Annotated in this window: 20 protein-coding genes; 10 read left to right on the top strand and 10 right to left on the bottom strand. The window is 58.7% G+C overall.

The window, feature by feature from the left end; translation table 11 throughout:
- Nucleotides 1-36: 36 nt before the first annotated feature.
- Nucleotides 37-474, bottom strand: a complete 438-nt coding sequence (locus ACO0LO_RS05400) for a hypothetical protein (RefSeq protein WP_422963178.1) — start codon at nt 472-474, stop codon at nt 37-39.
- A 98-nt stretch (nt 475-572) separates the two neighbouring features.
- Between ACO0LO_RS05400 and ACO0LO_RS05395 the strand changes: the two genes are divergently transcribed.
- The 3 genes from ACO0LO_RS05395 (at nt 573) to ACO0LO_RS05385 (ending at nt 6,540) form a co-directional block, all read left to right on the top strand.
- Nucleotides 573-1,772, top strand: a complete 1,200-nt coding sequence (locus ACO0LO_RS05395) for an acyltransferase family protein (protein WP_422963177.1) — start codon at nt 573-575, stop codon at nt 1,770-1,772.
- 11 nt (nt 1,773-1,783) lie between these two features.
- Nucleotides 1,784-3,397 (top strand): glycoside hydrolase family 10 protein, encoded by a 1,614-nt coding sequence (locus tag ACO0LO_RS05390; RefSeq protein WP_422963176.1) that lies wholly within the window; start codon nt 1,784-1,786, stop codon nt 3,395-3,397.
- Between the two features lie 389 nt (nt 3,398-3,786).
- Entirely contained in the window at nt 3,787-6,540 is a 2,754-nt protein-coding gene (locus tag ACO0LO_RS05385) for a TonB-dependent receptor (protein WP_422963175.1), read from the top strand.
- 118 nt (nt 6,541-6,658) lie between these two features.
- Here ACO0LO_RS05385 and ACO0LO_RS05380 read toward each other — a convergent pair whose 3' ends face one another.
- Nucleotides 6,659-7,177 carry a DUF6985 domain-containing protein gene (locus tag ACO0LO_RS05380; protein WP_422963174.1) on the bottom strand — a complete coding sequence of 173 codons (519 nt, stop codon included), beginning with the start codon at nt 7,175-7,177 and terminating at the stop codon, nt 6,659-6,661.
- A 67-nt stretch (nt 7,178-7,244) separates the two neighbouring features.
- Nucleotides 7,245-8,084 carry a phytanoyl-CoA dioxygenase family protein gene (locus ACO0LO_RS05375; RefSeq protein ID WP_422963173.1) on the bottom strand — a complete coding sequence of 280 codons (840 nt, stop codon included), beginning with the start codon at nt 8,082-8,084 and terminating at the stop codon, nt 7,245-7,247.
- 165 nt (nt 8,085-8,249) lie between these two features.
- Between ACO0LO_RS05375 and ACO0LO_RS05370 the strand changes: the two genes are divergently transcribed.
- From ACO0LO_RS05370 to ACO0LO_RS05360, 3 genes are read left to right on the top strand one after another with little or no spacing between them, the layout of a single operon-like run.
- Nucleotides 8,250-8,837: a helix-turn-helix domain-containing protein gene (locus ACO0LO_RS05370; RefSeq protein WP_422963172.1), complete on the top strand. Its 588-nt coding sequence runs from the start codon at nt 8,250-8,252 to the stop codon at nt 8,835-8,837.
- A 33-nt stretch (nt 8,838-8,870) separates the two neighbouring features.
- Nucleotides 8,871-9,410 (top strand): GNAT family N-acetyltransferase, encoded by a 540-nt coding sequence (locus ACO0LO_RS05365; protein ID WP_422963171.1) that lies wholly within the window; start codon nt 8,871-8,873, stop codon nt 9,408-9,410.
- 5 nt (nt 9,411-9,415) lie between these two features.
- Complete coding sequence (locus ACO0LO_RS05360) at nt 9,416-9,898, top strand: GNAT family N-acetyltransferase (RefSeq protein WP_422963170.1); 483 nt, start codon at nt 9,416-9,418, stop codon at nt 9,896-9,898.
- Here the strand turns inward: ACO0LO_RS05360 and ACO0LO_RS05355 are convergent.
- Together ACO0LO_RS05355 and ACO0LO_RS05350 are read right to left on the bottom strand one after the other, a co-directional pair.
- Nucleotides 9,895-10,764 carry an ion channel gene (locus tag ACO0LO_RS05355; RefSeq protein WP_422963169.1) on the bottom strand — a complete coding sequence of 290 codons (870 nt, stop codon included), beginning with the start codon at nt 10,762-10,764 and terminating at the stop codon, nt 9,895-9,897. The genes ACO0LO_RS05360 and ACO0LO_RS05355 overlap by 4 nt on opposite strands.
- Before the next feature lie 162 nt (nt 10,765-10,926).
- On the bottom strand, nt 10,927-13,794 hold the full coding sequence (locus tag ACO0LO_RS05350; RefSeq protein ID WP_422963168.1) for an EAL domain-containing protein: 2,868 nt from the start codon (nt 13,792-13,794) through the stop codon (nt 10,927-10,929).
- 641 nt (nt 13,795-14,435) lie between these two features.
- Between ACO0LO_RS05350 and ACO0LO_RS05345 the strand changes: the two genes are divergently transcribed.
- Together ACO0LO_RS05345 and ACO0LO_RS05340 are read left to right on the top strand one after the other, a co-directional pair.
- A complete protein-coding gene (locus ACO0LO_RS05345; protein WP_422963167.1) occupies nt 14,436-15,812 on the top strand; it encodes a pyridoxal-phosphate dependent enzyme in 1,377 nt (458 codons plus the stop codon).
- Nucleotides 15,809-17,002 carry a trans-sulfuration enzyme family protein gene (locus ACO0LO_RS05340; protein ID WP_422963166.1) on the top strand — a complete coding sequence of 398 codons (1,194 nt, stop codon included), beginning with the start codon at nt 15,809-15,811 and terminating at the stop codon, nt 17,000-17,002. The genes ACO0LO_RS05345 and ACO0LO_RS05340 overlap by 4 nt, the downstream gene beginning before the upstream one ends.
- 253 nt (nt 17,003-17,255) lie before the next feature.
- Here the strand turns inward: ACO0LO_RS05340 and ACO0LO_RS05335 are convergent, their stop codons facing one another.
- A complete protein-coding gene (locus ACO0LO_RS05335) occupies nt 17,256-17,915 on the bottom strand; it encodes an epimerase (protein WP_422963165.1) in 660 nt (219 codons plus the stop codon).
- Nucleotides 17,912-19,123, bottom strand: coding sequence for an MBL fold metallo-hydrolase (locus tag ACO0LO_RS05330; RefSeq protein ID WP_422963164.1), 1,212 nt, complete (start codon nt 19,121-19,123; stop codon nt 17,912-17,914). Before ACO0LO_RS05330 ends, ACO0LO_RS05335 begins: the two co-directional genes overlap by 4 nt.
- Before the next feature lie 97 nt (nt 19,124-19,220).
- Between ACO0LO_RS05330 and ACO0LO_RS05325 the strand changes: the two genes are divergently transcribed.
- Nucleotides 19,221-19,679: a winged helix-turn-helix transcriptional regulator gene (locus ACO0LO_RS05325; protein WP_422963163.1), complete on the top strand. Its 459-nt coding sequence runs from the start codon at nt 19,221-19,223 to the stop codon at nt 19,677-19,679.
- 27 nt (nt 19,680-19,706) lie between these two features.
- On the opposite strand, the gene ACO0LO_RS05320 is transcribed toward ACO0LO_RS05325, so the two are convergent.
- Nucleotides 19,707-20,273 carry an LptA/OstA family protein gene (locus tag ACO0LO_RS05320; protein WP_422963162.1) on the bottom strand — a complete coding sequence of 189 codons (567 nt, stop codon included), beginning with the start codon at nt 20,271-20,273 and terminating at the stop codon, nt 19,707-19,709.
- Nucleotides 20,274-20,332: 59 nt separating this feature from the next.
- A complete protein-coding gene (locus ACO0LO_RS05315) occupies nt 20,333-20,626 on the bottom strand; it encodes a hypothetical protein (RefSeq protein WP_422963161.1) in 294 nt (97 codons plus the stop codon).
- Nucleotides 20,627-20,808: 182 nt separating this feature from the next.
- Here ACO0LO_RS05315 and ACO0LO_RS05310 point away from each other — a divergent pair, with 182 nt between their 5' ends.
- Nucleotides 20,809-21,501, top strand: coding sequence for a DUF899 family protein (locus tag ACO0LO_RS05310; RefSeq protein ID WP_422963160.1), 693 nt, complete (start codon nt 20,809-20,811; stop codon nt 21,499-21,501).
- Nucleotides 21,502-21,516: 15 nt separating this feature from the next.
- Here ACO0LO_RS05310 and ACO0LO_RS05305 read toward each other — a convergent pair whose 3' ends face one another.
- The gene (locus tag ACO0LO_RS05305) at nt 21,517-22,731 is read right to left on the bottom strand and encodes a GGDEF domain-containing protein (protein WP_422963159.1); all 1,215 of its coding nucleotides are present in this window, start codon (nt 22,729-22,731) and stop codon (nt 21,517-21,519) included.
- Nucleotides 22,732-22,927: the final 196 nt, after the last annotated feature.

Genomic DNA, 22,927 nt, shown 5'->3' with positions numbered 1-22,927 from the left:
GGTAAAACTAGACAGGTGGTGAGCAGCCCGGATATATTAAGTGAACGCATCAAAAAATAGGTTGCTGCGATTAAACAAATTCAACAAGGCAATATTTTTAACAAATGCCGCGAGCAGCAAGACCACTTTGCCGCCGGCTGCAAGTCCTGCGTCCCGGCCCCATAACTTTTTCACATACCACCCTTGCAAAAAGTCAGTCGTCCGTATCCGTTTTTTGTGAAAAGATTCACTGGCGTTATAGACGCCCATGCTGTCCTGAACCAGCGGCATGGACGTCGTTAATGTTTGCAACATGGCAGCAATTCCGCCATGCAGCTCTGGATTAGGGATGCGCGTCGTGAGAAAACTGCATCCTCCAAGATAGATCTGAAGCAAGTAATCCGCAATGGCAAGAATGAAAGCAACGCGGTGCCCCTGGCGACACAATCGCCTTGGCGGCCCTACGATGCCTTCAGTGTTAAAGGTATTTCCCAAGGAGCAGTACCCTCATCTCTCCCCCACGATGGATGAGCCTTTGCAGGGCGCAACCGCGCCCTGTTTTTTCGTCTACAAAAATCCACGGAGCAAAACCCATGACGGGATCAGGCGGCGGCACAGCGATTGCGGGCAAGGCAGTTCCCCCGGAAACCGGCAAACGGCTCGTGTCGCTGGATGCATTCCGCGGTTTTACCATCGCCAGCATGCTGCTGGTGAATAATCCCGGCGACTGGAGCCACCTGTATGCCCAGCTGGACCATGCAGAGTGGGCCGGCTGGACATTTACCGACTGGATCTTCCCTTTTTTCCTGTTCATCGGCGGCATATCCATGCACCTGTCACTGAGCCAGCGCGCGGCAGCCGGAGCGAGCAAGCCGGCATTGCTGCGGCAGCTCGCCAGGCGCGCGGCGATTATTTTCCTGATCGGCCTGTCGCTGAACATGATCCCGCATTTCGATTTTTCCATCGTCCGCATCCCCGGCGTGCTGCAGCGGATTGCGCTGTGCACGCTGCTGGCCGCACCCATCGTGCTGTACTTCAGCTGGAAGCAGCAATGCGTCTGGATAGTTGCGTTGCTGGCCGTATATTCAGCGATGATGCTGAAAGTGCCGGTGCCTGACCTGAATGGCGTATGGAGCGCAGGCGCGCTGGAGCCGGGGCGCGACGCGGGCGCCTACATAGACCGGCTGCTGCTCAACGGCCATCTGTGGCGCAGGGTCAAGACCTGGGATCCGGAAGGCCTGCTGAGCACGCTGCCCGCGCTATGCAACCTGCTGTTCGGGGTATTGACCGGCCACCTGCTCGCCGGCAGCGCGGGCAAAAAGCAAAAAACGGCATGGATGGCGCTGGCCGGGCTGATCTGCCTGGTATCAGGCTTGCAGCTCGATATGCTGCTGATGCCCATCATCAAAAGCCTGTGGACGACGTCGTATTGCATCTTCATGACAGGCTGGGCATTGCTGCTGTTTTCTGGCTTCTATTATTTTCTTGACGGCAATAATTCGCTACGCATGCAACAGCTGGCGCGGCGCATCTGCATGCCTTTCATTATTTACGGCATGAACGCGCTGTTCCTGTTTGCCTTGTCCGGCCTGATCGCCAGGATGCTGGGCCTGATAAAAATTGCGCAGCCTGACGCTACGCTGTTATCCTTGCAAGCCATCCTGTACGCGCCGATTAAAAACCTGCCCGTCGCCCCGGTCAATGCATCGCTGATCTTTGCATTGCTGTTCAACCTGGCCATGTTCTGCATTGCCTGGCTGATGTGGCGAAGGCGCTGGTTTGTCAAAGTATGAATGAGCATTTATTGAAACATCGAACCTCACATCCACTTCCCCTTTCCCTGCTGCTGAGCCTGCTGGCCGTGATGCTGGCCCTGTTCAGCGGCTGCGCCGGCAACAAACCCGCCGTACCGGCGCCAGTTGTCAGCACCAATGCCCAGGGCACCGCCCCAACGCCGGGCTTCCCCGTTACCGACCTGCATACGCCGCCGCCTGCGCCGCGCGAATTCCGCGCCGCCTGGGTTGCCAGCGTCGGCAACATAGACTGGCCTAGCCGCAAGGACCTGAGCGTAGCGCAACAGCAGGCGGAAATCATCGCGATACTGGATACCGCCAAATCAATGCGCCTGAACGCCATCGTGCTGCAGGTACGCCCAGCCGCCGATGCGCTCTACCCGTCCACGCTGGAACCCTGGTCCGAATACCTGACCGGCGAACAGGGCAAGCCGCCACGACCATATTACGATCCGCTGAAAATGTGGATAGACGAAGCCCACCTGCGCGGGCTGGAACTGCATGCGTGGTTCAACCCTTACCGCGCCAGGACGGTGGCCAACAGCAAATCGCCGGCCGCCGCCAGCCATGTCAGCAAACAGCGTCCGGCAATCGTGAAGCAGTATGGCGACATGCTGTGGATGGACCCCGGCGAACCGCTGGCGGCAAAGCAAACGCTGGCAGTAATTACCGACGTGGTGCGCCGATACGATGTGGACGGCATCCATATCGACGATTATTTCTATCCCTATCCGGTCAATGACGCCAAAGGCAGCGAGCAGGACTTCCCCGACGAGGTCTCATGGCAGCGCTACCTGAAAGACGGCGGCAAGCTGGCGCGCGCGGACTGGCGCCGGCAAAACGTGGACCGCCTGATAGCGCAGATCCATGCCGAAGTCCATAAGGAGAAAAGCTGGGTCAAGTTCGGCGTCAGCCCTTTCGGCATCGGCCGCCCAGACCGCCTGCCGCCCGGCATCACCGGCTTCAGCCAGTATGACAAGCTGTATGCGGACGTGGAGTTGTGGCTGCAAAACGGCTGGCTGGATTACCTCGCGCCGCAACTGTACTGGCCCATAGACCAGGCGCCGCAGGCGTATAAGACATTGCTTGATTACTGGATAGCACAAAACACGCAGGGCCGGCACTTGTGGGCCGGGCTGTATACCGGCCGCATCACCGACACCGAACAATCCTGGCAGCCGCAGGAAATCCTGAACCAGATCGCCGCCACGCGCGACAGGCCCGGCAGCGGCGGCAACCTGCATTTCAGCATGACGGTGCTAATGAAGGACAAGAAGAATATTCGCGACCTGCTGCAGCAAGGCCCCTACCAGAATGTGGCGCTGGTGCCGGCCACACCATGGCTGGGTAACACGCCACCTGCCGCCCCGGCATTGACGGTGGACAGCAGCGCGGCTGCCAATGCCAAAACGCCTGTCATGACAGCCAAAGCGGCCGCCGGGACATCGCTGCTGGCAGTCTGGAAACGCTATGGCAAGCTGTGGCAGTTTTCGGTGCAGCCGGCCTCCAATACGCTCATCAGCACGGCGAATGATCCCGTTTATGGTGCACTGCAAGAAATCCAGATATCGGCGGTAGACAGGCTGGGCAATGAGAGCCCACGCGTGCCGCACGAATTCCACTAGAAAATCCCTCCCCGGCTGCCCGTAAAAACCACGCTGCAAAGTGTGGTTTTTCAGCACGCACGACCATGTTTTTATTCCCCTGGCATCTCGCGAAAAATCCCGTTCCCGCCCTCTTTCGCAGCTAAACCACCGCATGGCGCGGGGTGGCGCAGAACCCTATATCTTTTAGTTATCGATTGGAACTTTTTTTTCATTTGTCACATGCCGATCCCACACCCTAGTCTGCATTTCGGTGTAAACCATTTGCAGCAAACATGCAGTTTCAAAATACGTGCAGTTCATCATTCATAAAAAAAGGCAGAAGCAACACCCGCCCCGTGTGCACCATTACCGGGACAGGCAAGCAAGCGCCACCAAGGCTTAAGTAGTAAATAAATGGAGAGTCAACCGTGAAACTAAAGAAAATTGCCCAATGTATTGCCCTGATAGGCGTGTCCAGTACCGTCTTTGCTCAGGAACAGGCGGATCAGCAGGGGGAACCGCAAAAAGTTGAAATCACAGGTAGTAGCATTAAACGTATCGCCAAGGAAGGCGCCTTGCCGGTGCAGGTAATCACCAAGAGCGATATCGAACGCCAGGGCATTACCAGTGCCGAACAGCTGATGAGGATTATTTCAGCCAACGGCACCGGCACCAATAACATGACGTCCGGCAACAACGTCTTCGGCGCGGACGCCGACCGCCTGGTGGGCGGTGCCTCATTCGCCAACTTGCGCGGCCTGGGCCCTTCCAGCACGCTGGTGCTGCTGAACGGCCGCCGCGTTTCCGCGCACGGCACCAGCGGCAAATCAGTGGACTTGAACGCCATCCCGATGGCAGCAGTCGAGCGCATTGAGATCCTGAAAGACGGTGCTTCCGCGATCTACGGTACCGATGCGATTGGCGGCGTCATCAACTTCATCCTGAAGACCAACTACACCGGCGTTGAAATTGCCGCCGACACCAATATCACGCAAGAAGGCGGCGGCGCAACCCGCCGCGCGTCTCTGCTGGCCGGCAAGGGCACGCTGGACAAGGACGGCTACAACGTCATGGCCAGCCTGACACTGGACAAGGCAGACATCCTGCGCTCCAGCCAGCGCGATTTCGCGCGCGGCTACCAGCCTGCACGCGGCCTGTCCCCGGACACCACCGGCACGCCTTACGCCAATCAGCTGTCTGGTGCCGGCACCGCGCTGGGCACAGGCTTCAAGCTGCCGGGCGATCCCAACTCCTACCTGCAGGCCAGCCTGCTGAGCCTGACCGGCAAATGCGGCACCATTCCCGGCATGTCCCAGTACGATGCGCCGCTGTGGCAGAACTCAACCTCCATCCTGCGCTCCACCTACTCCTGCGCTTACGATTACGGCGCAGATTATGTGATGCAGCAGCCGGTGGAACATGCCAACCTGGTGTCGCGCGGCACGATACAAATCAATGCCGACACCAAGGCCTTTGCCGAACTGACAGCATCGCGCGCCAAATCCAGGGCAGAGTTCACGCCGCTGCAAATTTCCACCAGCATCGCCAGCAAGAACGTCTATCCTGTCGGCGGCCCTTACTACCAGGATCTGTCGGCGTATATCCCTACGTTCGACAACACCAAACCTATTGCCTACAAGTGGCGCGCCAATGACCTCGGCAACCGCACGCAGGAAACGACTTCCGACAATGCCCGTTTGCTGTTGGGCATGGAAGGCGTCGTTTTGGGCAAGTGGGATTACAAGCTCGGCGTATCCGCGGCCCGTTCCAAGGCCGATACCCAGCTGGTAGATGGCTATTCCTACACGGATAAGCTGTATGCAGCACTGGCAACCGGCATCATCAACCCGTGGCTTGCGCCAGGCCAGAAGCAGACGCCGGAAGCAATGGCGCTGCTGAATTCGACCAAGGCGTATGTGGACCTGCAAGGCGGCACTACCAAGCTGACACAGGCCGACGGCAATATCTCCGGCGAACTGTTCCAGCTGCCGGCCGGCCCGCTGAGCATTGCAGCCGGTTTCGACCTGCGCCGCGAGTCGTATGAATTCTCGCAAGGCATCGACGCCACCACGATCCTGCTGGCGCCGGGTAACGCTGCATTGCCTAGCGTGAGCCGCGACATCAAGGCGGTATATGCTGAAACGATCATTCCTATCACCAAGAGCCTGGAACTGCAGGCAGCGGTGCGCCATGACCAGTACAGCGTGATCGGCGGCACGACCAATCCTAAACTGGCCTTCCGCTACCAGCCGCTGGAAGCAATTGTGTTCCGCGGCTCGGTCAATAGCGGCTTTCTGGCGCCAAGCTTCCAGCAGCTGTATTCCGGCCAGTTGACGCAGGAACTGCCTAACGGGGCGGATGATCCGGTGCAGTGCCCGCTGCATCCTGGTGATCCTAACTACTGCTCCATCAAGATGGATTACCGTACAGGCGGCAACTCCGCACTGAAACCGGAAACATCGAAACAAGGCAGTATCGGTTTTGTCGTATCACCGATGAAAGGCCTGACAGGCTCGCTGGATATCTGGGAAATCCGTTCCAAAAACCGCATCCTGAACCGTACCGTGACCCAGGTACTGGCGAACTACCAGTCGCTGCTGAACAACATCGTGCGCAATCCGGACGGCACCATCGATTACATCCAGGCCGGCTGGATCAATGCGGCAGGCAGCCAGACCCGCGGCGCAGACGTCAGCCTGCACTACGATACGGAATCCCTGCCTAGCGGCAAATGGAGTTTCGCGATTGACGGCACCTACACCAACAGCTTCAAGTACCATGAATTTGAAGACCAGCCTTATCAGGAACTGGTCGGCAACTTCGGCACCAGCGACCTGTACCTGCGCTGGAAGCACAATGCTTCCATCACATGGACACGCGGTTCATGGAGCGTGATGGGCACGCAGCTGTATGCATCCGGCTACAAGGACCAGCTGCCTAAGGGTGTGATCCCTCCGGGTTTCAATCCTTACGTCGATGCGTACATCACGTATGGCCTGTCGGCGACCTATACCGGGTTTAAAAACACGACCATTACCGCCGGCATCCAGAACCTGTTCAACACAGATCCTCCGTTCACTGCCCACAATGTGGATGATGTGGTCGGCGCAGGCTGGGATCCACGCGTAGCAGATCCACGCGGCCGTGCCTTTACGCTGAACGTGAATTACAAGTTCAACTAAGACGGCGCCGATACGGCAATGTAAAAAGCCCCTGCAGCGGAATGGCTGCAGGGGCTTTTTTTTGTGCGGCAGAAACAGAGAAACGGCGGGCTGGAACCGTCGCCTACTTTACAAAATATCAGCCACTGATCTGGTCCATGTCATCCGGCAAGCCAAAGGCATCGGCATAGGTCAGGTGGTCGTCAAAGGAGCTGACGCGGGACAGTTCCCTGCCTTCGCGGAACACCAGTTGCAACCCGTGCTCATGGTCCCAGTCGCAATCGGCCACGACCTGCACATACACCTTGCGGTCGCCCTGCTGGCGGCGGCAAACGCGCACTTCTTCCGGGCGCACATGCTGCCAGGCTTCAGCGGCACTGCCAATGACGCAGGAAAGCTTTTCCGGCACGGCAGCTGCCGCTGCTGCATTGAAAGCTTCCAGGATATGCGGCGCGGCCTGCGCCTGCTCTTCCTTGGCCTTGGCCAGGAAATGGGATACGGCGGCGGCAAACTCTTCCGGATGCGCATCGCCTTCCACGCCTTCCAGCACGAATTCCAGTTCCAGCCCACCCAGATAAGGAATGGCGACCGGAGCGCTGATCAGCCAGTCATCCAGTTCTTCGTCTTTCGTCAAGGAGCCCAGTTGTGCGATCTGCATGTTGTATCCCTCTTTGTATGCGGCCACGGCCGTGAATGGCGGGATTATAGCCGAGCCACGCAAGAATCTAACGAAAGCCGCGCACCGGCAGGTCTTTGCCGCGCTGTATCCAGTTGCCGGCGGAATACGCGGTGCGGCCGTCAGTCGCATGCAGTGTATAGGCATGGCGCGACACCGGTGAACGGTTGGGCGCGCTGTAGTGCGGCAGCAGGCCGTGGAAACATACCAGGCTGCCGGCGGCCACTTCCACCGGTATGGCGGTGCTGTCGTCCGGCCATGGCATGGCATCCAGTTTCTCTACCCTGACAGCATCGCCTTCGCGGATGAAGCGCTCACGCAAGGGGCCGCGGTGGCCGCCCGGCTCCACCCACAGGCAACCGTTTTCCAATGTCGCGTCTTCCAGCGCAAACCAGAAGGTCGTGACACTGATCGGCGTGCTGTCGAAATAGGTGGCATCCTGGTGCCAGCGCACTTCGCCGCCGATGCCGGGCTGCTTGAAGATGTACATGGATTGCCATACCTGCGCTTCGACCAGACCGATGTCTTCGGCGACTTCCGCCAGTTTGTCATCGCGCGAAAAGGCCATGAACACCGGATCGATGTCATGCAGCGCATGGCCTATCTTGTTGATGGACAGCGACTTGTCCTGGCGCAGCGCGCCATCGGCGCCGAAGGCTTCTTCTTCGAAAAAGCAGCGTACCTTGTCGGCGGAACCGAGAAAATAGTCGTCGGTTGTTTTTTCCTGCTCTTGCGTGGTGAAGATAGACACGCTCTCCGCCGGGTCGAACGCCTCCACGATCTGCGCCGCGCGCTCCCTCAAAGCGGCAATGTCGGCTGGACTCTTGAAACCCGGCAGCACAAGGTAGCCGTCTTTTGCATAGTGTTCTTTTTGCGCTTCTGTCAGCATCAAATACTCCGTGTCTGGTTAGCTGGTTTTGCTGACATTGTAGCGATTATTCGCGCTGCGTTGGCAATCCTCTTAAGCCTGCGGCCAGGCTGTTTCCACACATTTTGCAAGTAACGAATAAGGGTATTGACAACAATATCCAGTAAACTGGATAATAAATCCACTATGAAAGAAATTACAGAAAAACCCTCGTCCGACATCAATCTGCGCATCGCCCGCCGCGTCGCCGGCCTGCGCGCCGAACGCGAGATGTCGCTGGAAGCGCTGGCGACGCGCTGCAATGTCAGCCGTTCGATGATCTCGCTGATAGAGCGCGGCGAAAGCAGCCCGACCGCCGTGGTGCTGGAAAAACTGGCCAAGGGCCTGGGTGTGACGCTGGCATCGCTATTTGAAGACCCGCGTGAAGATGCCAGCCCGTTGGCAAGGCGCAGCGAACAGCTGGAATGGAAGGACCCGCAGTCCGGCTACCTGCGGCGAAATGTCTCCCCTCCGCACTTCCGCTCGCCGATACAGATCGTTGAAGTCGTCTTCCCGCCGGGGGCCAGCGTGGCCTATGAAGCCGGCACCCGCGACACCGATATCCAGCAGCAGATATGGATGCTGGAGGGAAGCATGGAAATCACCATCGGCGGGCAACAATGCAGCCTGCATGAGGGAGACTGCCTGGCGATGCGGGAAGACCAGGCCGTACAGTATCAGAACACTACCGGCAAGGCCGCGCGGTATGTAGTCGTCATCAACAGCGATTTTTAAGGCAGCGGCGCTGCCAGGCATAAGGAGATCATCGTGGAGCATGTTGTGCAGATACAAAAGCTGGAGGCTATCAGCGATGCCGACCGGGAAGCACTGATAGACGTGCTGACCGATTGCGTGGCCGGTGGTGCCTCCGTCAGCTTCATGCACCCTCTTTCTCCTGCAAAAGCCGGGGCTTTCTGGCAGGACGTGGCCGATGGCGTTGCAGCAGGAAAACGCCTGCTGCTGGTGGCCCGCGACAGCACAGGCAGCATCGCCGGCACCGTGCAACTGGTGCTGGGCCAGCCGGAAAATCAGCCGCACCGCGCCGATGTGTCCAAACTGCTGGTCCACCGCCGCGCCCGCAAGCAAGGGATGGGAGAAGCATTGATGAAAGAACTGGAACAGCACGCGCTGGCGGCGGGGAAAACCACCTTGGTGCTCGATACCGCTACCGGCAGCGGCGCGGAACGCCTGTATGAAAGGCTGGGCTGGGTATTTTGCGGCCGCATTCCCGACTACGCGCTGTGGCCGGACGGTGGCCTGTGCGCGACATCGCTCTATGTTCGTGCATTGGGAGCACAATCAGCATGAGCGGCATGAACGCCATGAGTAAAGCGAACGACATCAGCATTGCACTGGAAACGCCGAATCAGGCTGAAGTGATGGCGCTGATCGCCGATCTGGATGCCTACCAGCACAGCCTGTATCCTGCGGAAAGTGTGTATTCGCTGGATCTGTCCGGTGTGGAGCAGGGACAACTACTGTTTGCCGTGGCGCGCAATGCGGCCGGCGGCGCTATCGGCTGCGGCGCCGTGGTACTAGGCGGTGCCGTGGGAGAGTTGAAGCGAATGTATGTACAGCCGAATCAGCGAGGCCTGGGCATCGCCAGTAAGCTGCTCGCGATGCTGGAATTCCACGCGTCGAAGGCAGGCTGCCGCCTGCTGCAACTGGAAACAGGGCCGCTGCATCATGAGGCCCTGATCCTGTATGCGCGTTGCGGTTATCAAACGCGCGCCCCTTTTGGCGGCTACGCCGACGATCCGTTGAGCGTATTCATGGAAAAATCCCTGGCCGCTTAACTGCGGGCGGTTTCTTGCAACGCTGCCGGCGCGATCGCCTCGGTATCATGGAAGCGGGAATAATCGATGTGCTGGTTTTCCTGCTCGTCCATGCTGAAAATATTGATGTAGCGGTGGTTCCAGCGTATCGATTTGTGGCTGTAGAAACTGCGCGCGCGCAGCGTCTGGCTGGTGGTCTCATCCGAGCCTTCCACGCTTAAAATCAGGCCGGCATTGTCCTTGGCCAGCGTCTCCAGATCCAGGCCGAACAAGGGGCTGGTTTCATCAATGACGTGCATGACCGTCCATCCAAGCACAAAGACAGGGTGCTGTTCGCGCTCCAGCTTCAGGTCATATAGCTTGCGGAACACGCTGGCATCCTGCCCATCCTGGTCGCGCAGCAGACGCAGTTTGGCGGACGCCTCACTGATGACGTTCAGCCGCGCATTGGCCATGCGTATCATCAGCACCTGCTTGCCGTCGCGATGATGCGTAATCGGGTGGTGCGCAAATACAATGTGGGACCGGGGCCGGGAAAACCGCGCAAACATGACGCCGGTGATCAGCGCAATACTGGCCATGCCCATGAAGATTTCTATCGCCGACACGACATGGCCATAGATCGTTTGTGGATGCATATCGCCGTAGCCGACGGTTGCTACTGTCTCCACGCTGAAGAAGAACGCTCCCAGGAAACCTTTGGGCGACTGGTTGCCGATGGGGTTGTCGCCCATCATGTAAATCCAGGCGAACAGGACGTTGAGCGAAATAAACACTACGGCAATAGCGCCGAAAAATGCCGGCCAGCTGGAAGTCATTGCGTAGTAATAGATATCCTGCCAGAACTGCGTATGCAAGCCATGGGTGATGATATTCCTGTCACCCATGCTGACACTTCTCGTCTGTTTACGACCGGGGGTAATTGCCATTGTGATTACTTGTTGCGTTTATCTGAAATAAAAAAAGCCGGACACCGGCCAATGCAAATATACCGCGAAATACGGCAAACCCATCAAATAAAATGCCTCACCCCGGCCGGGCCGCAACAGCTAGGCAATCTTGCGGGTGCCGGACAGCAGCGCTTCCATTCTCTCCACGTGCTTGCTGGCAAAGGCCTGCGGCGGCAAGGGCTGCGGCCGCCCTATGCCGTAGCCCTGCGCATAGTCGATGCCTATCTGTTTCAGGCAGGCGATGATGGCGTCGTCTTCGACGAACTCGGCGATGGTCTGCTTGCCCATCACGTGACCAATCTGGTTGATGGATTCGACCATCGCCCTGTCGGTCGGGCTATTGACGATTTCCTTGATGAAGCTACCGTCTATTTTCAGGTAATCGACCGGCAGGTGTTTCAGATAGCTGAACGAAGACATGCCGACGCCGAAATCGTCCAGCGCAAAACGGCAACCCAAGCCGCGCAGGCGGTTGATCAGCGTGACGGCCTTCTGCAGGTTGGCAATGGCCGCCGTCTCGGTAATTTCAAAGCAGATTTTACTGAAGGTAATGCCGGATGCCTGCTGCTGCTCGATGACGTAATCCAGCAGGCGGTCGTCTCCAATCGATGCGCCGGACAGGTTGATGGCCCAGGTGTCGATAGCGGCACCGCCGTCCTTGCAGAGGGTTGCCAGCGCGCTGAAGCTTTTGCGGATGACCCAGCGATCTATCTGCGGCATCAGGTCAAAGCGCTCCGCAGAGGGGATGAACGCCATCGGCGGGATAATCTTGTACTCTTCGTCCAGCATGCGCAGCAGTATTTCCACGTGCTCGCCTTCGCCCGTGTGTTCAGCATGCAGTGACTGGATTTTTTGCGTATACAGGCAGAAGCGGTCCTGGTCCAGCGCGGCCTTGATGCGCGACACCCATTCCATTTCATTATGCCGCACCGACAGGTCTTCATCGTCATGGCTGAACAGGTGGATGCGGTTGCGGCCTTTTTCCTTGGCCATGTAGCAGGCGGCATCGGCGGCCTTCATCACCTCCTTCAGCGATATCATGCCTGGCGCCAACACCACCAGGCCGACACTGACGCCGATTTCAAACGCGCGGCCGCCCCACGCAAAGCGGATGTCCGCGACGCTCTGGCGCAGCACTTCGGCCAGCCGGCAGGCGTCGGTCTTGCTGCAATGCGCCAGCACCACGCCGAATTCGTCGCCGCCCAGCCGCCCTACCATGTCGCCGTCCCGCAGCCTGTGCTTCAGCATGTGGCTGACCTGGCGTATCAGTTCGTCCCCGGCCGCATGGCCGCTGGTATCGTTGATGATCTTGAACCTGTCCAGGTCCAGATACATCACCGCATGCTCTTCGTATTCCTCGTCCACCGGCTCCTTCGCGATTAATTCGCTGAGCCTGCGCTCAAACTCGCGCCGGTTCAGGATGCCGGTCAGCTCGTCATGCGTGGCCTGGTAGGACAGCTGGGCCGCATGCCTGCGTACTTCGCTGACGTCGTGCAGCACGATCACGATGCCGATCACATTGCCGTCCGGGTTGCGGATCGGCGCAATCGACCGGTCTATGGGGATATTGCTGCCGTCCACACCCAGCAGGTAGAGGTCGTTGGTGGTCTCGGTGCCGGTTTCCGGCCACATCACCTGCTCCAGGAAATCGGGCACGTGCTCATGGTTTTTTTCGTCGAATATCTTGCAGACGGCATCGAAAGGCTGCGTCAGCATATCCTCTCGCGACAGGCCCAACATTTGCTCGGCGATCTTGTTGCAATAACTGATGCGGCCCAGATTATCCGTAGTGATAACGGCATCAGCGATCGAGGCCAGGGTAACCTCGGCCAGTTCTTTTTCGGCAAAAGCCTTGGCCTCTGCCATCTTGCGGTCGGTGACGTCGAACAGCGAACCGACCATGCGCACCGCCACACCCTCTTCGCTGCGGATGGCCTGCGCGCGCGACTTGCACCAGATATAGTCGCCGGTCATCGTCTTGACGCGGAATTCGATGTCGTACATCGTATTGGCCACCAGATGCCGCCGCAACGCATCCTGCGCCATCTGCCGGTCATCCGGATGGATCAGATCGACAAAGGCCGACGGCGCGGAAGACATTTCCTTCCCTGAATAGCCCAGTTGCTGGTTGATCCACGGCGAATAAAAGACCTGGCCGTTGACGATGTCCCAATCCCACAGGCCTGCATTGCTGCCGGCAAAGCCCAGGCTGAGCCTTTCCTCGCTTTGCCGCAACTGCGCCTGCAGCCTGTGGCTGCGCTCATACGAGCGCCGCGAATACCAGGTGCAGGCAAACAGCAGCAGAAGCGCGCCAACAATCAACGCAACCAGCAGCATGTTCTTGATCTGCCGCGACGCCTCGCTGAGCGACAGTGCATAGCCGTCTTCCACGGGCGCCAGCAGGCTGTCTATCGATTGCAGTTCGGCGACGGCGGAAAGTGCCGTGCTGCTGCCGCGCTGGCCGGCCAGTTCCAGCTCGCGCAGGCTGAGGCCGATATCATGCACTTTCAGTATGTAATAGTCGCCCTGCTCCCAGTAGCTGATGGCGTTGCGGAACAGCGGCAGGTTCTTGTAGTTGCGGTACATCCACGACATGCTGGCGATATCGTCGGCGGCGACACCGCCTGCCACGAAGCCCTCCTGCACCACGGCGTAATCGGGATCCGGCTTATCGAGCTCCAGCCTGGCGCGCCGGTCTCCCAGCGGCACATCAATTTCTTTCAGGAAGCGCTGGTATTCCGGCTCGGCGCCTGTGGCGGCAAAACGCTGCAATGCATAGATGGCGTCCTTCTGCGCTTTGGACCAGTGGCTTTCTCCACCGACATAGGCGCGCAGCACCGACATGACGATCACGCTGATAGCGGCAAATATGCTAAGGAGAATGATCACGGCAATCAGCGGCAACAGAATTGCCGTCGTGCGTCGCGCGACCAGGATGTTTCTGGCTAGACGAAACAGTGATTGCATCGCTGCTCCTGATTCGTGTCCGTCATGAATTCCCCGCTTTGGCCCGGTTGCACCAATGGGCTGCAACCGAGAATTATCTTTTTGCCATCATCAGTGATTAACAAGGAAATTGCAATACTTCTTTGTGTTTTGCAACACATGCCACCATCAAAGGGCCTGCAACCGGGGGCCGGACAGCAAAACCAATATTAATCTCATTCGACGCAAAAAAGAATTTCCTTAACGCAATATTTAATGCGGCTGTTGCATAAGCGTTGCGGGCAGACAGCGCCCCTCAATATGCGCTTGGGTATATGCCTGAGTATTTGCTCAAATACGAGCTTAAGTACTTACTTAAGTACGTGTTCAAGTATGCGCCTCAATACGCACTCTAATATATTAAAGCCATGTTTGCATACGGCATGCATGCGCGATGCGCATGTAAAACTTCCTGATGCACTTCGGAGTAAGATGACGGCAGCAATTGAACAATAAAAAAGAAGGCCGAAAAGAGACTGCAAGGAGACCATATACGCATAAGCTTATGCAAAAACATTCCTTCCCCCCGCTGCGGCCACATCGCTAGCATGTGCGCCTCTTGAACTAAATGAAACAAGGCCCATACTTCTTATCCAGGGTATCCCTTGCAAATGGACACTGACATGACAAATCAAACTAATCCCGCAGTACTTGCGCTGATTGGCAACACGCCTCTGATCCGGGTTACCCGCCTGGATACGGGTCCGTGTGAACTGTTCCTGAAACTGGAATCGCAAAACCCCGGCGGCTCCATCAAGGACAGGGTCGGCCTATCGATGATAGAAGCAGCCGAACGCGATGGCCGCCTGAAACCCGGCGGCACCATCATCGAGGCCACTGCCGGCAATACCGGTCTGGGCCTGGCGCTGGTCGGCCGCGCCAAGGGCTACCGCGTGGTGCTGGTGGTGCCGGATAAAATGTCCACAGAAAAAATCCTGCACCTGAAAGCCATGGGTGCGGAAATCCACCTGACCCGTTCCGACGTCGGCAAGGGCCACCCCGAGTATTACCAGGACTATGCCGCCCGGCTGACCAAGGAAATCCCGGACTCCTTCTTTGCCGACCAGTTCAATAACCCGGCCAATCCGCTGGCACATGAATTGAGCACTGCACCGGAAATCTGGGAACAGACCGGGCACGACGTGGACGCCATCGTCTGCGGCGTGGGCTCGGCAGGCACGCTGACGGGGCTGACGCGCTTCTTTCTCGAGAAACAGCCCAAGCTGGAATTTGTGCTGGCGGATCCCAAGGGCTCGATCCTGACTGAATATGTAAAGACCGGCCACATATCCGACACCAGCGGCTCCTGGGCGGTGGAAGGCATAGGCGAGGATTTTATCCCGTCGATTGCCGACATGACCGGCGTCAAACATGCGTACACGATAGACGACACCGAAAGCTTCGGCACCGCGCGCGAGCTGCTGCGCGCCGAGGGCATCCTGGCGGGTTCGTCCACCGGCACGCTGCTGGCAGCGGCGCTGCGTTTCTGCCGGGAACAGACTACGCCGAAACGCGTGGTCACCTTTGTCTGCGACACCGGAACCCGCTACCTGTCCAAGGTCTACAACGACAACTGGATGATAGACCAGGGCCTGCTGAAGCGGGAAAGCTACGGCGACCTGCGCGACATCATCGGCCGCCGCTTTGACGACGGCAACGTCATCAGCGTAGGCGCTGCCGATACGCTGATGGTGGCCTTCAACCGCATGCGCAGTGCAGAAATATCGCAGCTGCCCGTGATACAAGAAGGCCAGATAGCCGGTATCATAGACGAATCCGACTTGTTGCTGAAAGTCTCGGGCGACGCGAAGCTGTTCCATAGCCCCGTGCAAGACACCATGACACGCCAGATAGAAACCCTGGCGCCCACGGCCGGCCTGCCGGCGCTGCGAGAAACGCTGAATCGCGGCCTGGTCGCCATCATTGCCGACAAGGATCATTTTTACGGACTGATCACCCGCTTCGACCTTCTTAACCACTTACGCAGGACTTTATCGTGAGCACAAATCCCAAAGACACCCATGCGCAAGGTTTTGCAACCCGCGTGATTCATGCGGGCCAGTCGCCCGACCCTACCACCGGCGCCATCATGCCGCCGATTTACGCCACCTCCACCTATGTGCAGGAAAGCCCCGGCGTGAACAAGGGCCTGGACTATGGCCGCTCGCATAATCCTACCCGCTGGGCGCTGGAACGCTGCGTTGCCGATCTGGAAAGCGGCGCGCAGGCTTTCGCCTTTGCTTCCGGTCTGGCCGCCATTGCCACCGTGCTGGAACTGGCCGACAGCGGCGCCCATATCATCGCCGGCGACGACATGTACGGCGGCAGCTACCGCCTGTTTGAAAGGGTGCGCAAACGCAGCGCCGGCCTGGAGTTCACCTATGTGGACATGACCGATCCGAAAGCGCTGCTGGCAGCAATCCGCCCCGACACCAAGATGGTATGGGTGGAAACGCCGACCAACCCGATGCTGAAGCTGGCCGACCTGCGCGCTATTTCCGAGATTTGCCGCGAGCGCGGCATCATCGCCGTGGCCGACAATACCTTTGCCAGCCCGCGCGTGCAGCGCCCGCTGGAACTGGGCTTCGACATCGTCGTACATTCGCTGACCAAGTACCTGAACGGCCACTCCGACATCATTGGCGGCATTGCCATCGTCGGCGGCGAACCGCACCAGGCCGGATGGCGCGAACAGCTGGCCTTCCTGCAGAATTCAGTCGGCGCAATTGCCGGCCCTTTCGACAGCTTCCTGGCGCTGCGCGGCGTTAAGACACTGGACATCCGCATGGAGCGCCATTGCAAAAGCGCGCTGGACCTGGCGACCTGGCTGCAGCAGCAACCCGAAGTGCAGCACGTGTACTACCCCGGCCTGACCTCGCACCCTCAACACGAGCTGGCATTGCGCCAGATGGACGGTTTCGGCGGTATCATCTCGGTGGAACTGCGCACCGACCTGGCCGGCGCAAAGCGCTTCCTGGAACGCTGCGAAGTGTTTGCACTGGCGGAAAGCCTGGGCGGCGTGGAAAGCCTGATCGAACACCCTGCCATCATGACGCATGCCACCATCCCGGCGGAACAGCGCGCGGCTTTGGGTATTACCGACTCCTTCGTGCGCCTGTCGGTAGGGATAGAAGATGTGGAAGACCTGCGCAGGGATTTGCGCAATGCGCTGGATACGATCAAGGAGTAGTTTGAGTACGTATCCAGTTGTTATCTGCATGTAGTCCAGGTGGAGCGTTGCCCAACCCGGGCGCGCTCCACAGGTTTTGGGTACGCATCCCGGATTTCGCTGCGCTGCATCCGGGCTACAGATAAGGTAAACGGCGATCTCTGATTCCTGTCACCCGGCGCAAAAAATGCAGGTACGTAGCCTGGATGGAGCGCAGCGAAATCCGGGAGCGCTCCACGGGGCAGCGCTCTGCATCAGGCTCTTGCCCTCGTCTTTACAGCGCGTTGATGTCCGGCGTTTCCAAAACGGTTTTTGATCCGCCACGTGCCGCCAGCACAATCATCGCCTTCCCCACCTGCTCCGTCGTCGTAATCGAATTCGGCATCAGTTTTTTAAGCAGCGGCAGCATTGGCGCCGTGATACGGTAGATCGCGTCATACAGCTTTGTCTTGGAGCGTATGCCATGCAAAGGCTGGATCGCGCCGGGGCGGAACATATACGCCGCCTTGAACGGCAGGCGCAACAGCGCGTTCTCGGTTTTGCCTTTGACCCTGGCCCACATACTGCGGCCTTTTTCACTGCTGTCGGTGCCAGTGCCGGATACATAGATGAACGTCAACGGCGGGCTGCCGCCGGCCAGCACGGTTGCGGCAGCCATTGTCAGCTCATACGTCACCCGGTGGTACGCCTGCTCGCTCATGCCAGCGGACGATACGCCCAGGCAGAAAAAACAGGCGTCATAGCCGGTGATCTGATCGGCCACCGGCCTGAAATCGTAGAAATTGTCGTGCACCAGTTCACGGAGCTTGGCGTGCTGCGCGCCGGTGGGCTTGCGCACCACAGACAATACGCTTTCCACTTGCGGGTCCAGCAGGCACTCACGCAATACGCCCTGGCCTACCATGCCGCTGGCGCCAAACAGGATGACCTTCATTGTGTTTCCTTTGCAGATGGTTTTACGGATTCGTCCATGGCCTGTGCGGCCATTTTGTCGCCAGAAGCGGAAGCGCGGGCAGGCAGGCTGGGCCACCAGTGCGCGGCTATCGCGGCATCAGGTGCATTGGCCGGTTCTATGCTTTCACCGGGGCGCGGTATCACCATGCGTACGCCCGCCTTTTCTGCCGCCGCCAGCGCCCTGTCCATGGGCTCGGTCCAGCTGTGGTAGGCAAGGTCCAGCAAGCCGTGGTGCACCGGCAGCATCAGCTTGCCTTTCACCATCTGCTGCGCTTGTATCGCCTGCTCCGGGTTCAGGTGCCAGTCCGGCCAGGCCTCGTCATATTCGCCGATCTGCATCAGGCTCAGGTCGAAAGGCCCCAGCCGGTTGCCGATATCGGCAAACTGTGGCGTCATGCCGGTGTCGCCGCTGTAGTACACGCGCTGGTTTGCTGCGATCATTGCAAAACCCGCCCACAAGGTCTTGTCGCGGTCGAACAGATAGCGGCCGGAAGTATGGCGAGCCGGCACCGCAACGATCTCCAGGCCCGGCAGCTTGCTGCTTTCCCACCAGTCCAGCTCGATGATACGTTCTTCGGGAATGCCCCAGCCTGCCAGATGCGCACCCACACCCAGCGGCACGATGAATTTATTCGTCCAACCCTTCATTGCAACAATAGTGGCGCGGTCCAGGTGATCGTAATGGTCGTGCGAAATCAAGACGGCATCGATAGGCGGCAGGTCCGCCAGCGCCAGCGGCGGCGCGTACCAGCGCTTGGGCCCGGCCCAGGTCACCGGCGATGCGCGGTCGCTCCATATCGGGTCTATCAGCAGTGCATGGCCGCCTATCTCCACCAGCGTGGTCGCATGGCCCAGCCAGGTTACGCGCAGGCCGGACGCCGGCGGCACCGCAAAATCGCTGCGTTTGTCCAGCACCACCGGCACAGGCTGCTTCGGCGTTGCATCATCGCTTTTATGAAAGGCGCCTACCAGTATTTTCCACAAATCATCGTTTGCCAGCGGCTGCGGGTTGTGGAAGCGGCCATCATGCCATTGCGGCGATGCCTGCATACGGACCAGTCGCGCACCCTCCGCCGAATGCCCCAGCGCATCCCAGGCTTGCGCCAGCGCCACGGAGACACCCGCAAACAGCAGCACAAACAGTGCTGCCAGCATCTTGCCTATTCCAAACCGTTTTCTTGCCGTCATCCATGTTCCCGTTATCTGCTTTGGTGGCTGCATTGCCATATACCTTGCCTGCCGCTAAGATAGGTGCATTAGTTACCAATGTAAATAAGGCGCTGAAATGATCCCTAGTAACCCCGAGGTAACTAAAGGCCAGATCGACTACAGTTCCTGCGATGCCTTGGATGCGGATGCAGACCTGCTGGCCAGGGAAATCATCTCCCGGGTATCCGAAACCTGGTCTTTATGGGTCTTGCATGTGCTGCATGAGCGTGGACGGCTGCGCTTTTCCAAACTGATGAATGAGGTCACCGGCATCAGCCAGAAAATGCTGACCAAGACCGTGCGCCAGCTGGAACGGGATGGCCTGCTGACACGTACGATGTATATGGAAGTGCCGCCGCGCGTCGAATATGAAATCACGCCCACAGGCACGGAATTGCTGGTTGCGGTAAACCCGGTGTGGGACTGGATAGTACGCAAGCTGCCGCAGTTCCAGCTGGCCAGGGCGCAATACGATGCGGCAAATGCCGAAGATGCGGGTGTGCAGAAAGTTACGATGGGCCGGATAAAAGACTGAGGCCGGGAATGGCCTCAAGAGCTTCGGTTACACCATCCTGCCTGCAAGCCACGTGCGCCCGGGCAACCACGTCAGCCGCACAGACGGGCGCCTGAGAGTGCGACCGGGATCGCGCAGCGTCACTTCTTCGGCAACGATGTCATATAGTATTCCGTCGCCGGATGACTCATCTTCTACTTTGCCGCCGTTCAGATGGCGGACTCTGGCGTTTTCGCGCAGCTCGGCAACCGCAGCCTTGCCGTCTATCACACAATAAATCGCGCGCGCCTCGCCTTCCGTCCAGGAGGTACTGCCCTCTTTCTTTTGCCGCATCGTCGCCAGTCCGGCCAGCGACAGCACGTTGACCTCTTCGCGGCCATTGTCGTACGTCGTCACGACAATCGTCTCGCCACTTAGCGAGAAGCTGCCTTTGCTCAGCATTGCATGCCCGGTAGCCGTCACCCGTTCTTTAATCCCCTTGCCGCCGGGCGTTTTCTTTACCGTATCTGCGACGATATCGATGTGCCGGCCCAGGTCCGTTTTATCAGCGAGAGCGGCGCCGATGAAAAGCAATTCAGACACAGCAGCAGCGAAGAAAACAAGATGTTTTTTCATGAAGGCTTTCCCTGCGAAAAGATCAGTGTTTCAAACGAGATGTAATGCTCCACGGATATTCATTTCTTTGAGCTATCCAGCAGGCCTTCCCGCTGTTTTTTATAACTGTCGTAATCGGCGGAGTTCCGCGCCAGGCAAGCGCCCCGGTCGGCCTCCGGCAGCTTTCTGCACGTGTCCTGGGCGTTTTCCTGACGCATGGCATAGAAATCCGCGCTGCTACAGGCAGACAATAAAGCCGAAGTCGCAAGGATCAGAAGTACTGGTAGTTTATGCATGTCATGCCCTGTAGTTTTGTCCATGAGCAGACTCCGTTGGGCGCCATTGCTCGCACGGCTGTATTTTGCCATTTTCATTAAACTTATCCGCCGCAAAGAATAAAGTGCAAAATAACAGTACCGGACAGCCCGGAATATGCACCCTGAGGCGTTTGCCGCGAGTATGCGGTCTATCGCACAGTGAGCCTGGCGGAGACTATGTAAATTAAAAGTCTCCTGGGAAAAATACGCCGTCCGGGCTACGATCACAGGAGCACGCAATGACCCAGCTGACATCCGCCACCGAGCTCGCCGCCGCCGCGAGCAAACCCTATCCCAATGACAGCGATGCATACCGCAAGGCGCGCACCGCGCTACTGGCGGAAGAAATCGAACTACGCCGCCACATCGAACGCGTGGCCGCCCAGCGGCGTGCGCTGCCGGCCGGCGGCGAGGCACGCGACTATGAGTTCCTGGATGAGAACGGCAAAACGCTGAAGCTGGCCGACATGTTCGGTGAGCACGATACGCTGGTCACCTATTTCTGGATGTACGGCCCGCAGCGCGAGCGCCCCTGCCCCATGTGCACGGCTTTCCTGGGCTCCATCGACATTCCTTCACGCGATATCTCGCAGCGTGTGGCCATCGCCGTGATAGGCCGTTCGCCGGTGTCGCGGCAACTGGCATTCGCCCGTGAGCGCGGCTGGAACAACCTGACATTTTATGCCACCGTCGGCGACGATTTTGCGCGCGACTACCGCGGCCTGGCGCCCGACGGCAATGAATGGCCGGCGCTGGATGTGTGGATGAAACAGGATGGCAAGGTGCGGCACTTCTGGGGATCGGAACTGGGCGGCACTGAAGACCCAGGACAAGATGCGCGCGGCGCACCCGACCCTACGCCGCTGTGGAATATCCTGGACCTGACACCCGCCGGACGCGGAACCGGCTGGTACCCCAAGCTTTCGTATTAAAAGCGCCCGGGGCGTTCAGGCCATCGCCTGCATGCCCGCAGCCAGGTTTCCGCCCGTCTCTGGCGCGGCAACGCTGTGCTTGTCTATACTGACGCGGTTGCGCCCATTCTGCTTGGAATGGTATAGCGCGTCATCTGCGCGGCGCAGGCCGTCTTCCCATGAAATATCGCCTTGCCCTCGCACGGCAAGCCCTACGCTGACGGTGATGGAAATCGTATTCCCGTCAATCAGCAAAGGCGCTGCGGCGACCTGTTCACGCAAACGCTCGGCCACGTGCCGGGCTTCTTCCAGCTCGGCGCCCGTCACCAGTGCGGCAAACTCCTCGCCGCCGATACGAAAACAGCCGTCGTAGCCGCGAAGCGCTCCGGCCGACACGGCAGTGACATGGCGCAACGCTGCATCGCCGACCGCATGGCCGAAACGGTCGTTAATGGATTTGAAATGGTCGATATCAAAGATGACAAAGGCCAGCGCCGACCCCGTGCGCACGCTGCGCTGGAATTCCCGTTCCGCCATGTCCTGCATCGCGCGGCGGTTCAGCCAGCCTGTCAGCGTGTCCGTCAACGCCAGCCGGCGCAATACCAGCTCCTGGCGACGGATGACAATCAGCGCACAGCTCATCGTCGCCACCGACAGAAAAACAAAGGTCGCCAGCGAACCCGAGGTTTGCAGGAACTGGCTGCCGACAAAGGTCAGGCTCGCGCTGTGGCCAAAAGCGACAACCACGGCGCGCAACAGCAACTGCGCTACGAACAGAATCTCCAGCAGCATCAGCGGCAGGTAAGCCGGCCTTGCTTCCCCTTCCGGCGCCTTCCACAGCATGCGGATCGTCCAGAGGTTAAAGAAAATGACGATCGGATACAGCAACAGCAGCCGGTTCGCCACGGCTGCACGTGCAAAAGGCAGGAAGTGCAGTCCGACCACTGCCACCAGCAACAGCAGCAATATCGCCACGCGGGGCCGATAGCCAAAATGCCGCTGCAGCCCCACCAGGATCGCATAGTGGCCCACCACATAAAACGCATTGCCCAGCGCCGGCGTCACTAGGTAAGGAACCGTATAGGATGATGCAACAAGTCCAAGGCAGCCGGAGACGACATGGAACAAGCCGGCAAGCGACCAGTCCAGCAGATAGGTCTCGCGCGGACTGGCGCGAAACATCATATACATAGTCGCCGCCATGATGACGCTCGCCACAGCAGATGCGATGAGAAGCGTGAAGGAGTCCATTCCAATTTCCCAGGGTTCAACAGTCAGAAAGCGGCAGGATTGCCTACCGTAAAGATAAAGATAGTAGCGCAGAAGACCATCGGCAATATGCTGAGCGTTACCAAAATGCAACGGCTGTCTCTTTTCAACATCGCCGGCCGGGTAGCAGCCTGAGCGGCCTGCAGGGCGCGTCCTCCCCAAAAAGGATTATTGAAAC

This window comes from Undibacterium sp. TJN25 (assembly GCF_049339885.1).
In the GTDB taxonomy this organism is placed as follows: domain Bacteria; phylum Pseudomonadota; class Gammaproteobacteria; order Burkholderiales; family Burkholderiaceae_D; genus Undibacterium.
Note: the sequence above shows the minus strand (reverse complement) of the source record. Positions and strands in the feature narration are given on the sequence as shown.

Bases quoted from the DNA above. Each gene is read 5' to 3' on its own strand.
- ACO0LO_RS05395 (WP_422963177.1), top strand. From the start codon at position 573: ATGACGGGATCAGGCGGCGGCACAGCGATTGCGGGCAAGGCAGTTCCC.
- ACO0LO_RS05380 (WP_422963174.1), bottom strand. From the start codon at position 7,177: ATGCAGATCGCACAACTGGGCTCCTTGACGAAAGACGAAGAACTGGAT.
- ACO0LO_RS05375 (WP_422963173.1), bottom strand. From the start codon at position 8,084: ATGCTGACAGAAGCGCAAAAAGAACACTATGCAAAAGACGGCTACCTT.
- ACO0LO_RS05370 (WP_422963172.1), top strand. From the start codon at position 8,250: ATGAAAGAAATTACAGAAAAACCCTCGTCCGACATCAATCTGCGCATC.
- ACO0LO_RS05360 (WP_422963170.1), top strand. From the start codon at position 9,416: ATGAACGCCATGAGTAAAGCGAACGACATCAGCATTGCACTGGAAACG.
- ACO0LO_RS05355 (WP_422963169.1), bottom strand. From the start codon at position 10,764: ATGGGTGACAGGAATATCATCACCCATGGCTTGCATACGCAGTTCTGG.
- ACO0LO_RS05350 (WP_422963168.1), bottom strand. From the start codon at position 13,794: ATGCAATCACTGTTTCGTCTAGCCAGAAACATCCTGGTCGCGCGACGC.
- ACO0LO_RS05345 (WP_422963167.1), top strand. From the start codon at position 14,436: ATGACAAATCAAACTAATCCCGCAGTACTTGCGCTGATTGGCAACACG.
- ACO0LO_RS05335 (WP_422963165.1), bottom strand. From the start codon at position 17,915: ATGAAGGTCATCCTGTTTGGCGCCAGCGGCATGGTAGGCCAGGGCGTA.
- ACO0LO_RS05330 (WP_422963164.1), bottom strand. From the start codon at position 19,123: ATGACGGCAAGAAAACGGTTTGGAATAGGCAAGATGCTGGCAGCACTG.
- ACO0LO_RS05325 (WP_422963163.1), top strand. From the start codon at position 19,221: ATGATCCCTAGTAACCCCGAGGTAACTAAAGGCCAGATCGACTACAGT.
- ACO0LO_RS05320 (WP_422963162.1), bottom strand. From the start codon at position 20,273: ATGAAAAAACATCTTGTTTTCTTCGCTGCTGCTGTGTCTGAATTGCTT.
- ACO0LO_RS05315 (WP_422963161.1), bottom strand. From the start codon at position 20,626: ATGAAAATGGCAAAATACAGCCGTGCGAGCAATGGCGCCCAACGGAGT.
- ACO0LO_RS05310 (WP_422963160.1), top strand. From the start codon at position 20,809: ATGACCCAGCTGACATCCGCCACCGAGCTCGCCGCCGCCGCGAGCAAA.
- ACO0LO_RS05305 (WP_422963159.1), bottom strand. From the start codon at position 22,731: ATGGACTCCTTCACGCTTCTCATCGCATCTGCTGTGGCGAGCGTCATC.